Raw genomic sequence first — 13,011 nt, 5'->3', positions numbered from 1 at the left:
AGACTTCCGGGGTGAGGAAAATCTATGTCATCGGTATCGGTGCGGGCGATCCCGGCCATCTGACCCTTCAGGCGGTCAAGGCGCTGAGCGCGGCGGACGCCTTCTTCATCCTGGACAAGGGCGAGGAGAAGTCGGATCTGGTCCGGCTGCGGCGGGAGATCCTGGACGCGCATGCGCGGGCCGGCTCCTATCGGCTGGTGGAGGCGCGCGACCCGGAGCGGGACCGTGAGACATCGGAGTACTCCGCCGCGGTGGAGGACTGGCGCAGCCGCCGGGCCGATCTGTACGAGCGGTTCATCGCGGAGGATCTCGGCGAGGACGAGTGCGGGGCGTTCCTGGTATGGGGCGATCCCGCGCTCTACGACTCCACGCTCGGGATCCTGGAGGAGATCCTGGAGCGGGGTTCGGTCGCCTTCGACCATGAGGTCATACCGGGCATCAGCAGTGTCTCCGCGCTGCTGGCCCGGCACCGCACGGGTCTGAACCGGGTGGCCCGCCCGGTGCAGATCACCACGGGCCGGCGGCTCGCGGAGGGCTGGCCGGAGGGGGTGGACGACGTGGTGGTGATGCTGGACGCCCGGCAGGCGTTCACCCGCCATCTGGATCAGGATCTGTTCATCTACTGGGGCGCGTATGTCGGCACGGAGGACGAGATCCTGGTGTCGGGGCGGCTCTCCGAGGTGTCGGAGCGGATCGAGCGGCTGCGCGAGGAGGCCCGCGCCCGCAAGGGGTGGATCATGGACACCTATCTCCTGCGGCGCGGCTGAGCGGGCGGGGCCCGGTCAGGCGAAGAGCAGCAGCTGGAGGCCGCCGAGCACGGTCGCGCCGATGACCAGCCGGTCGAAGAGCACCTGATCGATCCGGTCGGCGCAGGCGCGGCCGAGGAGAGCGCCGGCCAGGACGAGGGGCACGAGCACCGCGTCCAGCAGCAGGGACTGGGCGTCGATCAGCCCGAGTCCGACGCTGAACGGCACCTTGGCGGTGTTCACGATCAGGAAGAACCACGCCGCGGTGCCAAGGAAGCCGAGCTTGCGGAAGCCCGCGGAGAGCAGATAGAGGGAGAGGACGGGCCCGCCGGCGTTGGCCACCATGGTGGTGAAGCCGCCCAGCATCCCGTAGAAGCCCGCCTTCAGCCGTCCGCCGGGCCTGTCGGGGGAGGCGGGCGGCTCGTCCGGCGAGGCCGGCCGGGCGCCGGCGGCGGGCCGGCGCTGCCAGACCGTGATCGCCGCCATCAGCAGCAGGATCGCGCCGATGGAGGTGCGGATGGCGGTGTCGCCGGCCCAGACCATGAAAAGGGTTCCGGCCACGACTCCGGCGGCGACGGCCGGGAGGAGTCTCAGCAGGGTGGGCCAGTGGGCGTGGCGCCGGTAGACGGCGACGGCGAACACATCACCGGCGATCAGCAGCGGCAGCAGGACACCGGTCGATTCGCGGGCGGGGAGTACGGCGGCGAAGACGGCGAGGCTGACGGTGTTCGCACCGCTCACCGCGGTCTTGGAGAAGCCGACGAGTACGGCGGCGAGGGCGAGTGCGGCCAACCCCCAGCTGGTAACTGTGTCCATGTCAGGACGCGATGGTACGCGGCGGGGGTCACGGGAACCGGGGCCGGGGCGGGCCCGATCCCGGCCGGGTCGCTCCGGGCAGGTCGTTGCCGGGCAGGTCGCTCCGGACGGGCGCGGCGGCGGACGAGTGGGGCGGCGGGCCGGCGGCGGCCGTCATGAGCGGCCGCGCGGGCCGTCACGGATCGCCCTGCGTCAATCGCCCGTCGCCACCGTCCATCGGCGTTCATCACCGCCGGTCAGCACACGTCACCGCCCGTCGGCGCACATCACGCCGAGGGCTGATCGGGGCGGAGGACTCCGGTCCGGTAGGCCCGGGCGACGAGATGCGCCCGGTTCCCCGCCCCGAGGCGCCGCTTCAGGGCGCCGAGTCTGAGCCGGACGGTGGACTCGCCCAGGGCGAGGGTCCTGGCCACCTGGGCGTCGGAGGCTCCTCCGGCGACCAGTGTCAGGATCGCGATCTCCTCCTCCGTGCAGCGCAGCGCGGCCGGCGGGCGGGGTGCGGTCCGCGGGCTGACCATGGCGATGATCTCCTGCGGTTTCCCCCGGGCGTCACGGATGAGGGTGAGGCGGACGGAGACCGGGACCGGTGAGAGATCCGAGCGGCGGATCAGATGCTTGTCGAAGCTGTACTGGGAGCGGCGCCCGTCCAGCATCTCGCGCAGCAGCGGCTCCTCCCGCTCGGTCTCCTCGCCGGGGGTGAGGTCGGCGAGGCTCATCCCGTGGAGTTCGGCGGGGCTGCTCTCCAGCAGACCGGCCAGGGCCGGGTTGACGTCCACGAGTTCACCGCCGAGTCCGGTGACGGCGATCCCGATGGGCGAGCGCTCGAAGAGGGCGGCGAGCCGGGTTTCGCGTTCCGCCATCCGGTCCCGGACGGTCACCTCCCCGGTGACGTCGACGAAGACTCCGGCCACGGCGTCCTCGCCCTGCCCGGCGAGGGGGAACCGGTAGCCGAAGACATGGCCGAGGGATCCGTCCGCGAGGGTGAGGCGGTCCCGGAAGGTACGGGGGCGGCCCTCGGCGACGACCGCGGCCTCTTCCTGCTCCTGCTCCCGGGCGTCCGGCCAGATGTCGGCGGCCCGGCGGCCGGTGATCTCGTCGAGGGTCCGTCCGACGGTGCGCAGATACGCGGGGTTCGCCCAGGTGTAGCGGAGCCCGGCGTCCTTGGTGTGGGCCATGGCGGGCAGCAGTTTCATGAAGACCCGGAAGCGCTCCTCGGCCTCCTGCCGGGCGCGTTCGGCCCGCACCCGGTCGGAGACGTCGACGAAGGTGCCGCCCACCAGGACCGTCCCGTCCGACTGGGGCACGGGGAACTTGTGACCGGCGAGATGGATCTCGCGGCCGTCGTCGAAGTGCACGGTCTGTTCCATGGCGAACGGCCGGCCGGTGCGGAGCACCTGCCGGGTGGAGGGGGCGAACTGCGCGGCGGCGCCGGGTCCGTGGACCTCGTCGGGATGCTTGCCGGCGACGTCCGCCAGGGGCCGGCCCAGCCAGGCCAGAAAGCTCTGGTTGGCCCAGATGACCCGGTCCTCGGGGTCCACCAGGAAGGTGACGGCCGGGTTGTGGTCCATGAAGAGACCGAAGAGTGTGTCCGCCGGGCCCTCGCCCGGGGGCCGGCCCGTCACGCCCACGAATCCGTCACGCCCACGAAGACCCTCCATGACGTCCCGGCTCCGGCGGGACGCACCGCGCACGGAGCACCGGCGGGCGCGGCGCGCCCACCGGGCCCGTACAGCGGCTCCGGCCACCCTGTCTCCGTGGCCCCGGAGAGCGCGGCACCGCCCCGCCGTCACCGGGAGGGCGAGGAATGTACCCCAAAAGCCTCGTATCGGAGTCTAGTGGACGGTCCGCCCCGGTCGTGGGAGGCCGCGGGAGCGGCCCGGCGCCCGGGGCCGGCGGCTCAGGGCTTCCGGGCGTACGCGAAGAGCTGCGACTCGGTGATCGGCGACTCCACGTCCGGTGTGAACTCCCGCTCATGGGATTCGAGCACGGTCAGCCCAGCGGCCTCCAGCAGCCCCAGATAGTCACCCGCGGCGAAGCTGGTCACCTCGACGTCGTGTCCCATCCAGGTGAAGGGCGCGCGCTCCACGTCCAGCACGGCGGTCGCGGTGACGAAGAGCCCGCCGGGCCGCAGCCAGCCCGCGATCCGCTCCACGAGGGCGCGCTGGTCGGCCCGGTCCATCTGGAGCAGGGAGAAGAAGGCACAGACGGCGTCCAGGCTCGCCGGAGCGATCTCCAGGGTGCGGGCGTCGGCCCGGCGGAAGACCGCCTCGGGCACCCGGCGGGCGGCCAGCTCCACCATGACGGGGGAGACATCCACCCCGAGCACCCGGTGCCCGGCGCCGGCCAGGGCGTGGGCGGTGGGATAACCGGTGCCGCTGCCGACATCGAGCACCTCACTGCCCGGGGGCAGCCGCTCCGCCAGCCAGCGCAGCGCCTCGTGATGCCCGGGGGCGTGGGCGAAAGCCCGTTCGTATTCGGCCCCCAGCGAGTCGAATACCTCGGCCGCCGGTGTGTTCCGGTGTGTCATGTGCTGCCTCCTGGTCGGGATCACTCCCATCGGTACCCGTCCTTCCCCACCCCCTCCCGGACAATGCCGCGACGATCACCGGCCGGCCGGGGGCGGGTAGAGCAGCTTCACCGCTTTGTCAATAGATGCCCTATTTATTTCTCTGGCGGATGCGCCATGACCGCGACCTCCGGAGCCTGCCCCGGGGGCCCCTTCACGAGCACTCTGGCAGTACGGATCCCTGCCGAGCACCGAATGGGCCGCGCACACGGCCCGGAGGGAGAAAGAAACCACGATGCCCCACCCTCCTCACCCGCGCAGGGAGCATGCCGGCCCGGCACCGTACGGCGTATGGACCGGGAACGGCACCGATCTCACGACCGCCCCCTCCCCCACCGGAACACCGATCATGGACACCGTCACGCTCACCCCGTCGGGCCGCAAGACGGCCGCGGAAGCCGGCACCGGTCCCGCCGCCGCGTTCTCCGCCTCCTGGGAGCTGCTGCCGGACCTCACGGCCGCGGCGGCGGCCCGCCGTCTGGTCCGCGGGCAGCTCGCCGCCTGGGAGCTGTCCGGGCTGACCGAGGAGGCGCTGCTGATCACCTCCGAGCTGGTGACCAATGCCCTGGTCCACACCCAGGGCCCGGTCACCCTCACCCTCCGCCGGCCGCGCCCCCGCCGGCCCGACGGCACGGCCGTGCGCATCGAGGTCCGCGACGAGGGCCGCTGCGGAGGGCTGGACCCGTCGGGCGAGTGGCCCGCCGGAGCGCCGGAGAAGCATCTGGGCACCGGCGGCAGGGGTCTTCACCTGGTCGACAGCACCGCCGAGGCATGGGGGAACTTCAACGACCGGGAGGGCCACACCGTATGGGCCGGGCTGCGCGCCCCGGACGCCGGCCGCTGACGGCGTCCGTCCGCCGCGCGGTCCGGGATCCGGCCGTCCCGCGAGGCGGCTGCCCGATCCCCGGTTCCCTTCCCGGCCGGGCGGGAAGGAAGTGCACCGCGGCCCGTACACCGGGGGAGACGGAGAACCGCTCGGGGAACACCCCGGGAGCCCGATCCCGCCGCGCCCGCGGCGCCGCACCTCTCACCCTCCGAGGAGTGCACCCATGGACGAACAGCCGGTCATCGTTCTCGACCCGGACAGCGCCGACCGTGACGGCGAGAACGCCGGACTGCGCGCCCGCGGCCCGGCGGCCCGGGTCGATGTGCTGGGCGTGCCGGCCTGGGCGGTGACGGACCCCGCGCTGCTCCGGCGGCTGCTGCTGGACCCCCGCGTCTCCAAGGACGCCCGGCGCCACTGGCCCGCGTACCCCGAACGGATCATCGGCGTCTGGCCGCTCGCGATCTGGGTGGCCGTGGAGAACATGTTCACCGCGTACGGGGAGGAACACCGGCGGCTGCGCCGCATCGTCAGCCCGGCCTTCGCCGCCCGCCGGATGACCGCTCTCGCCCCGCGCATCGAGCGGATCGCGGCCGGACTGCTCGACCGGCTCGCCGAGGTCCCGCCCGGCGAACCCGTCGATCTGCGGGAGCACTTCGCCTTTCCGTTCCCGATCGGGGTCATCAGTGACTTACTGGGCCTGCCCGAGGAGGTCCGGCCCGCGTTCCGGCGCGTCGTCGACAACATCTTCGCCACCAGCCTCAGCGCCGAGGAGGCCGATGCCAACACCCGGCGGATGTACGAGATCCTCGGCGAACTCCTCGCGGCGAAACGGGCCGACCCCGGTGACGACCTCGCCTCGGAGCTGATCGCCGCCCGGGACAGCGAGGGCGACGGGGCCGGGCTGACCGAGGCGGAGCTAGGCGACACCCTGCTGCTGGTGATCACCGCGGGGTACGAGACCACCGTCAATCTGCTGGACCAGGCGATCACGGCCCTGCTCACCCACCCCGATCAGCTCCGACTCCTGCGCACCGGGCGCGTCCAGTGGTCCGATGTGATCGAGGAGACCCTTCGCTTCGAGGCCCCGGTCGCGCATCTGCCGATGCGATTCGCGATCGAGGACATTTCCTTCGGCGATCTGACGATCCGCAAGGGAGACGCCATTCTCGCCTCCTACGCGGCGGCCAACCGGCACGAGGATCTGCACGGCCCCACCGCCGGGGAATTCGACTCCACCCGCGAGGACAAGACCCATCTCTCCTTCGGCTACGGCGTCCATGTGTGCCTCGGCGCGGCGCTCGCCCGCATGGAGGCGGAGATCGCCCTGCGCGGCCTCTTCGACCGTTTCCCGGATCTCGCCCTCGCCCCGCCGGAGGGCGGCCTCCGCCCGGTCCGGAGCTTCATCTCCAACGGCCATCACGAGCTGCCGGTCGTGCTCCGTCCCGCCGGGGAGGCCGGCCGCTGACGCTCCGCACCGCCGCGCACGGCCATGCGGAAAGCCATTGTCCCGCATTTTCTCGATTCCTCATCCCGGAGCGGTGCCCGTGCAGAGAATTATTCGCTGAATTCCGCGAGAATCTGCGGGAAAAATGAGGACTGGTATCGTCGGAATATCCGATCGAGTCCACAGGGATGAGTCATCATGGCGGACAGAGAGAAGATGAAGGCAAAGGCCGAACAGGCCAAGGGAAAGGTCAAGGAGACGGCCGGCCGCACGGTGGGCAATGAGCGCATGACCGCCGAGGGACGGGCCGAGCAGGCCAAGGGCGACGCCCGGCAGGCCAAGGAGAAAATCAAGGACACGTTCAAGCACTGAGCCCCGGCACGCGTGGACCGGGCGATGGGGCCGGGCGTCCCGGTCGTGCGCGATCCGCACGATCCGCGCGGGGTGATCGGACCGGCCGGCGGTCCGGGGACCGCGCCGGCCGCCCGGCCCCGCATCGCGAATCCGCTCCGGCGCGGGCCGGGGCGGTCCCGGAGTGCTCCGGCCGCACGGGTGATCCGGAGGCCCTGCGCGGCGGTTGTCCGCCGTCCGTGTCGGTCCGGACGGGGGACGCGGCGGAGGTCAGCGGATGGGCACCGGGACCCGGGATCCGGCCCGCGCACGCTGAGCGGCGGCCGGGTTCGGCTCACAGACCCGGTCCCCGGCGGGCAGCACGCCGGTGACCAGGTAGGTGTTGGCGATCCGCTCCGCGCAGTCGCTGACGAAGGTTCCGTACACTCCGTGGCCCTCGCCCTCGTCGACCGTCACCAGCCGGGAGCCGTCGAGCGCGCGGCGCAGGCCCCTGGCGTTGGAGAGCGGCGTCTGGGAGTCCCACTCGTTCTGGAGGATCAGCGCCGGGACTCCGTTGGCGACCCGGGTGGCCGGTTCCGCGTTCTCCCCCCAGAAGGCACAGGGCGCGATGTTGCCGGAGTAGTCACCGTAGAGGGGGTGACGGACCGCGTCGCGGGCCGCTTCCCTGCGGTAGGTCTCCGGGTTCCGGGACCAGGCGGTGTCCCCGCAGACGACGGTCCAGAACATGGCGGTGGCGTTGTCGTCCCAGAGGTACGGGGGCAACGGCGCGGGTACGGTCTCACCGGCCGCGGCCCGCTTCAGTTCCACGACCCATTCGGCTCCCGAGCGCAGCTTGAAGATCCTGGTGCGCGTCATCGCCCTGAGCTGGGCGCCGCTGAAGGGGGTGTCGCCCAGCCGGATGGGCTCACGGTCGGCTCGGGCGATGATGTCCCAGAAGGTCCGGGAGACCTCTGCCGGGGTGTCGCCGAGTCCGTACGAGGCGGAGCGCGCGGCGGTCCACTCGGTCCAGCGCTTGAACGCCCGTTCCGCCTCGGAGCCCCACACCCGGAAGCTGTGGCGCCAGGCGGTGGCGGGGTCGATCGCGCTGTCGAGGATGAAGCGGTCGACGCGCCGGGGGAACATCTGGGTGTAGACGGCGCCCAGATAGGTGCCGTAGGAGTACCCAAGGAAGCTGATCTTCCGCTCGCCGAGCGCGGCCCGGATCCGGTCCATGTCCCGGGCGGTGTTGCGGGTGTTGAACCGGCTGAGGGTCTCCTCGCCGTACTTGTCGCGGCACTTGTCCGCGATGCTGCGGGTCACCGCGGTGTGCCGGGGGAACGCCGCCGGGGTCCAGGCGCGTTCGCCGTCCAGTTCCTCGGGGGAGAGTCCGCAGGTGATCGGCGCGCTGCTGCCGACGCCCCGGGGGTCGAACCCGATGAGGTCGTACCGCTCCCGCACGGAGGCGGGGAACGCCTCCTGGAGATAGACGGGCATGTCGAGTCCCCAGGCGCCGGGGCCGCCGGGATTGATCAGCAGGGCTCCCCTGCGCTTGGCCGGGTCGGTCGCGGCCAGGCGGGATATCGCCATGCCGATCGTCCCGGCACCGGGGTTCCGGTAGTCCTGCGGCACGGTGACCGTGGCGCACTCCAGTCCGGCGGGCAGCTCGGGGGCGCACCCCTTCCAGCTGAGCTTCCGCTCCTGGCCGTCCGCGGCGGGCGCGGCCGCGGCCGATGGGCCGCCGAGCGCCGGGGCGAGGGTGGCGATCATGCTCACCACCAGCGCGGTGGCAAGACGTCTTACCTGCACGGAGTCGTTCCTTCCGTTCGGTGTACGAGGCGGGGCGGCCCGTCAGATCACGACGGGCCGCCCACATCATTCACCATGTCCGGAATTCTCGAACTCCCTGTCCGGTAAGTGGCGTTGAGGATCACGACGCCGCCGGGGGCGGGGCGGCCGTCCCGGCCGCCGGAAGCCGTCACAGGGCGTCGTAGACCGCCCGGACATAGGTACCGCTCCGGCTGGAGCCGATGAGGCCCGGCGCCATGTTGTTCATCATGTACGCGATGGTCATGCGCCGTTCCAGGTCCATGATGATCACCGATCCGCCCCAGCCTCCCCAGAAGCAGATCCTCCCCTCGGGGAGCCAGGGAAGGGTCCTCGGCTCGGGGAGTCCGAAGCCGATGCCCCAGCGCAGGGGGACACCCATGACCAGGTCCGTGCCGTGTGCCTGCTCCTCGAAGATGTGATCGATCGTCCGCTCCCCGAGCAGGCGGACGCCGCCCGCGGCACCGCCCCGGGCTATGACGGAGAGGATGCGCGCGACCGAGCGCGCGTTCCCGTGTCCGTTCGCGGCACCGATGTCCGCGCGGCGCCAGGCCGGGGTGGACGCCTCCGCCACGCTCACGCCCGGCCCGGTGAAGGTCCTGACCGTGAGACCGCCGGGATCGAGCGGGCCGGACTCCTCCGGCGGCGGTGCGATCAGCTCCGCGATCCGGTGCCAGTCCCGCTCGGCGGCGCCGATCCGGAAGTCCGCGCCGAGCGGCCCCGCCATCTCGTCGGCGACGAACTGTCTCAGGGTCCTTCCGGTGATCCGCCGGACGACCTCACCGATCAGGTGCCCGAAGGTGAGTGCGTGGTATCCCGACGCCGACCCCGGTGTCCACCAGGGGGCCTGCGCGGCCAGCCGGGCCGCGGACCGCTCGTGGTCGTAGAGATCCTCCGTCGCGGAGGGCGGATCGAATCCGCTGACTCCCGAGGTGTGGGAGAGCAGATGGCGGACCGCGACGTCCTGTTTGCCGGCGGCGGCGAATTCGGGCCAGTACCGGGCCACGGGCGCGTGGAGGTCCAGTTCACCGCGATCGGCGAGGACGAGCGCGGCGAGGCTGGTGACGGCCTTCGTGCTCGACCACACATTGACGATGGTGTGCTCGTCCCACGCCACCGTCCGGGCCCGGTCGCGGAATCCGCCCCACAGGTCGACGGCCGGTTCGCCGTCGATGTCGACGACCAGGGACACCCCGGTCTCCTCACCGGAGAGAAGGTTCTTCTCCAGTGCGGCGCGCACACCGTCGAACCGGGTCTCGCACACTCCCCGCAGAACCGTCATGCCCGGCCTCCTGCTCGTCGGGGTACGGAAGCACCGAGTTGCCGGCGGGCCGGACGCGGCCGTGAATCCCGCTGTTCACTCGAAAGTATTGTCGTCAAGTAAACCTCGTAATAAAGGTGGTTGGCGGATTATCGGGTCCATATCCTGACGGGCGGCAGAGCCTCCGGGCCAGTCTTTTTCCCGGGCCGAGCAGCTCTCGAGGCCGCGGCCGGCCGGCCGTCCGTATCGCCCCGCGCGACCCGGACGGGGCCGTGCCCGCCCCGCACCGCCGCTCCCACCGGATTTGGGCGGGGCTTGGCCACGGCCTTGCCGTCCGCTGTACGGGCCCTTGCCCGCCTGCCGGGATGGTGATGCAACCGCACTCACCCCCACCTGAGCAGGAGTCCCCCCATGAAACGCCTCCGTTCCCGTACGGTCATCGCCACGGCGACCGCCGCGGTCGCCGCCATCGCCGCGGTGGGTGTCGCCCAGGCCGTGGACAAGGACGACCAGCGCGCCGCCAAGGTCACCGAGCGGGAGATCGCCGCGCTCTTCTCGCAGTGGAACGCGACCCTGGCCACCGGTGACCCGAAGGCGGTCGCCGACCGGTACGCCGGTGACGCCGTGCTCCTCCCCACCGTGTCACCGGACATCCGCACCAACCGCACGCAGATAGTCGACTACTTCGACCACTTCCTCCAGAAGAAGCCCCGGGGCGAGAAGATCCGCTCGGTCATCCATGTCCTGGACGAGAACTCGGCGATCGACGCGGGCCTGTACCGCTTCCACCTCACCGACGCCAAGACCGGTGCCACCTCCCCCGTGGTGGCCCGCTACACGTACCAGTACGAGAAGCGGGGCGGGAAGTGGCTGATCATCAACCACCATTCCTCGGTGCTCCCGGCCGCGGGTTGAGCCGCAGGCCGATCCGTACGCAGAGCCCTCCGCCCGGCGCGTCCCGCAGCGCCACCGTCCCGCCGTCGTCCGTCACCAGCTGCCGGACGACGGCGAGCCCGAGGCCCGTGCCGGAGCGGCCGGTCAGCCCCTGGCCGCGCCAGAAGCGGTCGAACGCGCGGGACTGTTCGGCGGCGGACATCCCCGGTCCCTGGTCCAGGACCTCCAGCACCGCCTCGTCGCCGCCGGGCACCGCCAGCCGGACGGTGATGGTGCCGCCGTCCGGGGAGACCTCCAGCGCGTTGGAGAGCACATTGTCCAGCACCTGATCGAGGTTGCCGGGTCCGGCGAGCACGTGCAGGGGTTCGTCGACGCTGCCGATGAGCATGATCCGCACCCCTCTCTCGTCGGCGGCCGGCCGCCAGACGCTCAGCCGGTCCGCGACCAGTTCGCGCAGGGCCAGCGGCTCCGGCGCCGACACCTTCGCCTCCGCCCGGGCGAGTACCAGCAATCCGCTGACCAGCCGGCTCATCCGGACCACCTCGGCGGTCGCCTGCTCCACGTCCTCCCGCACGAATTCGTCGTCCACTCCGTCGGCGATGTTGTCCAGCGAGAGACGCAGCGCGGTGAGCGGGGTGCGCAGTTGGTGGGAGGCGTCCGCCACGAAGATCCGCTGCGCGGCCACCAGCGTGTCCAGGCGTTCGGCCCCCTGATTGAGGGTCCGGGCCAGGGTCCGCGTCTCCTGCGGCCCGGTGATCGGTGAGCGGGCGGTCAGATCGCCGTCGCTGAACCGGCTCGCCATGTCGTTGAGCTGGCGCAGCGGCTTGGTGAGCAGCCGGGCGACGATCGCGCCCAGCCCGGCCGCGACGGCGAGGACGCCGACCGCCAGAAAGGCCCGGAAGCCCCAGATCCGCCAGAGCCGGTCGGTGAGGTCGTCCGTCGCGTACCGGATGCGCACGGCGCCGACGATCCGGCGGTCGTCGCTCTGGGCGTGCGCGGGCACGGTGACGACGAGTTCCGGGCCCCAGACCGGCCGGTCGCCCCAGTCGACCGTGATCCGGCCCTCGCGCAGGGCGCCGGTGATCGCCGCGTCGGCCGGGCGGCCGGGCGTCCGCAGGGGCGGTACGGCCGCCCCGCCCGCGGACACCACCTCGACCCTGCCGGGCGTCTCGCCCGCGTACGCCTCCGCGACCCTGACCAGCGCCTGCCGGGCCGCCGCGTCGCCGCCGAGGAGCAGCGCCATGGTGGTGGCCTCGCGCCGCACCGACTCCTCGGTGTCACCGCGCAGCTGGGCGGTGAGGGTGAAGGCCACGGGCACGGTGAAGGCCGCCAGGGCCACGCCGACCAGCAGGACATAGCTGACGATCAGCCGCCGGATCATGCCGCTCCCCCCTCCGCTCCCGCGGCCCCGGCCGGGGTGGTCACTCGGCGTCCGCGCTCTCGGGGAGGACGAGCCGGAAGCCGACCCCGCGCACCGTCTCGATCACCACCGCTCCGGCGAGCTTGCGGCGCAGCGCGGCCACGTGCACGTCCAGTGTCTTGGTGGGCCCGAACCAATTGGCGTCCCAGACCGCCTCCATGATCTGCTCGCGCGACATCAGCGCGCCGGGCTCCTCGGTGAGAAAGGCGAGCAGGTCGTACTCCTTCGGCGTGAGCGCGACCTCCGCCCCGTCCAGCCGGACCCGTGCCGCCTTGCGGTCCACCAGCAGCCGGGGACCGTACCGGTCGGGCCCGCCCGCCGTCCTGCGGTCGGGCTGGACCCGGCGCATCACCGCGCGGATCCGGGCGATCACCTCGCGGACGCCGAAGGGTTTGGAGACATAGTCGTCCGCCCCGATCTCCAGACCGACCACCCGGTCCGTCTCGTCGCTGCGGGCGCTGATGACGATGATCGGCACATCGCCGCGCCGGCGCAGCTCCCGGCAGACGTCGAGACCGTCGGTGTCCGGCAGCCCGAGGTCGAGCAGGACCAGGTCGTAGGGATCGGTGACGGCGAGGGCGGCCGTTCCCGTACTCGCCCATTCGACGGTGAAGCCGTAGCGGAGCAGACCGCGCCGGAGCGACTCGGCGACGGGCTCGTCGTCTTCCACCAGGAGTACCCGCAATGCATGCACGGACGCACCCTAGTGTGCGAAGCACGGATCCCTGTACGAGCGTTCGCCGCGGACGGCCCCGCGGAGCCCCCGGCCGGGTGTGAACGGCCCGCCGGACGTGCCGCGCACCGGCCGGCGGGCCGCACCGGGGCCGCTCCGCGACCAGGGCGACTACTGCCGCGCGGCCGGTGCGCACTCATCCGAAGTACGG

At 72.1% G+C, this 13,011-nt stretch carries 12 protein-coding genes; 5 read left to right on the top strand and 7 right to left on the bottom strand.

The window, feature by feature from the left end; translation table 11 throughout:
• Positions 1 to 11 precede the first annotated feature (11 nt).
• Positions 12 to 767, top strand: a complete 756-nt coding sequence (gene cobF / locus AAFN69_RS06835) for a precorrin-6A synthase (deacetylating) (RefSeq protein ID WP_347727400.1) — start codon at positions 12 to 14, stop codon at positions 765 to 767.
• 15 nt (positions 768 to 782) lie between these two features.
• Here the strand turns inward: cobF and AAFN69_RS06830 are convergent, their stop codons facing one another.
• The 3 genes from AAFN69_RS06830 to AAFN69_RS06820 form a co-directional block, all read right to left on the bottom strand.
• On the bottom strand, positions 783 to 1,562 hold the full coding sequence (locus tag AAFN69_RS06830) for a sulfite exporter TauE/SafE family protein (RefSeq protein ID WP_347727399.1): 780 nt from the start codon (positions 1,560 to 1,562) through the stop codon (positions 783 to 785).
• A gap of 266 nt (positions 1,563 to 1,828) precedes the next feature.
• Positions 1,829 to 3,220 carry a PAS domain-containing protein gene (locus tag AAFN69_RS06825; RefSeq protein ID WP_347727398.1) on the bottom strand — a complete coding sequence of 464 codons (1,392 nt, stop codon included), beginning with the start codon at positions 3,218 to 3,220 and terminating at the stop codon, positions 1,829 to 1,831.
• A gap of 239 nt (positions 3,221 to 3,459) precedes the next feature.
• Positions 3,460 to 4,089: a class I SAM-dependent methyltransferase gene (locus tag AAFN69_RS06820; protein ID WP_347727397.1), complete on the bottom strand. Its 630-nt coding sequence runs from the start codon at positions 4,087 to 4,089 to the stop codon at positions 3,460 to 3,462.
• A gap of 388 nt (positions 4,090 to 4,477) precedes the next feature.
• On the opposite strand from AAFN69_RS06820, the gene AAFN69_RS06815 reads away from it, so the two are divergent.
• The 3 genes from AAFN69_RS06815 to AAFN69_RS06805 all read left to right on the top strand — a co-directional run bounded on the left by AAFN69_RS06815 (position 4,478) and on the right by AAFN69_RS06805 (position 6,770).
• A complete protein-coding gene (locus AAFN69_RS06815) occupies positions 4,478 to 4,972 on the top strand; it encodes an ATP-binding protein (RefSeq protein WP_347727396.1) in 495 nt (164 codons plus the stop codon).
• Positions 4,973 to 5,177: 205 nt separating this feature from the next.
• Positions 5,178 to 6,419: a cytochrome P450 gene (locus AAFN69_RS06810; protein ID WP_347727395.1), complete on the top strand. Its 1,242-nt coding sequence runs from the start codon at positions 5,178 to 5,180 to the stop codon at positions 6,417 to 6,419.
• A gap of 177 nt (positions 6,420 to 6,596) precedes the next feature.
• Positions 6,597 to 6,770, top strand: a complete 174-nt coding sequence (locus AAFN69_RS06805; protein WP_347727394.1) for a CsbD family protein — start codon at positions 6,597 to 6,599, stop codon at positions 6,768 to 6,770.
• A gap of 249 nt (positions 6,771 to 7,019) precedes the next feature.
• Here AAFN69_RS06805 and AAFN69_RS06800 read toward each other — a convergent pair whose 3' ends face one another.
• Both AAFN69_RS06800 and AAFN69_RS06795 read right to left on the bottom strand, forming a co-directional pair.
• Entirely contained in the window at positions 7,020 to 8,534 is a 1,515-nt protein-coding gene (locus AAFN69_RS06800) for an alpha/beta hydrolase (protein ID WP_347727393.1), read from the bottom strand.
• 169 nt (positions 8,535 to 8,703) lie between these two features.
• Positions 8,704 to 9,834 (bottom strand): serine hydrolase domain-containing protein, encoded by a 1,131-nt coding sequence (locus AAFN69_RS06795; protein ID WP_347727392.1) that lies wholly within the window; start codon positions 9,832 to 9,834, stop codon positions 8,704 to 8,706.
• 390 nt (positions 9,835 to 10,224) lie between these two features.
• Here AAFN69_RS06795 and AAFN69_RS06790 point away from each other — a divergent pair, with 390 nt between their 5' ends.
• Positions 10,225 to 10,728, top strand: coding sequence for an SgcJ/EcaC family oxidoreductase (locus AAFN69_RS06790; protein WP_347727391.1), 504 nt, complete (start codon positions 10,225 to 10,227; stop codon positions 10,726 to 10,728).
• Here the strand turns inward: AAFN69_RS06790 and AAFN69_RS06785 are convergent.
• Positions 10,691 to 12,088: a HAMP domain-containing sensor histidine kinase gene (locus AAFN69_RS06785; RefSeq protein ID WP_347727390.1), complete on the bottom strand. Its 1,398-nt coding sequence runs from the start codon at positions 12,086 to 12,088 to the stop codon at positions 10,691 to 10,693. The genes AAFN69_RS06790 and AAFN69_RS06785 overlap by 38 nt on opposite strands.
• 40 nt (positions 12,089 to 12,128) lie before the next feature.
• A complete protein-coding gene (locus AAFN69_RS06780; RefSeq protein ID WP_347727693.1) occupies positions 12,129 to 12,812 on the bottom strand; it encodes a response regulator transcription factor in 684 nt (227 codons plus the stop codon).
• Between the last annotated feature and the right edge of the window lie 199 nt (positions 12,813 to 13,011).

The sequence above is a fragment of the Streptomyces sp. CAU 1734 genome, assembly GCF_039888735.1.
In the GTDB taxonomy this organism is placed as follows: domain Bacteria; phylum Actinomycetota; class Actinomycetes; order Streptomycetales; family Streptomycetaceae; genus Streptomyces.
Note: the sequence above shows the minus strand (reverse complement) of the source record. Positions and strands in the feature narration are given on the sequence as shown.

Excerpts from the sequence above, each read along its gene's own strand:
- AAFN69_RS06830 (WP_347727399.1), bottom strand. The coding sequence starts at position 1,562 with ATGGACACAGTTACCAGCTGGGGGTTGGCCGCACTCGCCCTCGCCGCC.
- AAFN69_RS06825 (WP_347727398.1), bottom strand. The coding sequence starts at position 3,220 with ATGGAGGGTCTTCGTGGGCGTGACGGATTCGTGGGCGTGACGGGCCGG.
- AAFN69_RS06820 (WP_347727397.1), bottom strand. The coding sequence starts at position 4,089 with ATGACACACCGGAACACACCGGCGGCCGAGGTATTCGACTCGCTGGGG.
- AAFN69_RS06815 (WP_347727396.1), top strand. The coding sequence starts at position 4,478 with ATGGACACCGTCACGCTCACCCCGTCGGGCCGCAAGACGGCCGCGGAA.
- AAFN69_RS06810 (WP_347727395.1), top strand. The coding sequence starts at position 5,178 with ATGGACGAACAGCCGGTCATCGTTCTCGACCCGGACAGCGCCGACCGT.
- AAFN69_RS06805 (WP_347727394.1), top strand. The coding sequence starts at position 6,597 with ATGGCGGACAGAGAGAAGATGAAGGCAAAGGCCGAACAGGCCAAGGGA.
- AAFN69_RS06795 (WP_347727392.1), bottom strand. The coding sequence starts at position 9,834 with ATGACGGTTCTGCGGGGAGTGTGCGAGACCCGGTTCGACGGTGTGCGC.
- AAFN69_RS06790 (WP_347727391.1), top strand. The coding sequence starts at position 10,225 with ATGAAACGCCTCCGTTCCCGTACGGTCATCGCCACGGCGACCGCCGCG.
- AAFN69_RS06785 (WP_347727390.1), bottom strand. The coding sequence starts at position 12,088 with ATGATCCGGCGGCTGATCGTCAGCTATGTCCTGCTGGTCGGCGTGGCC.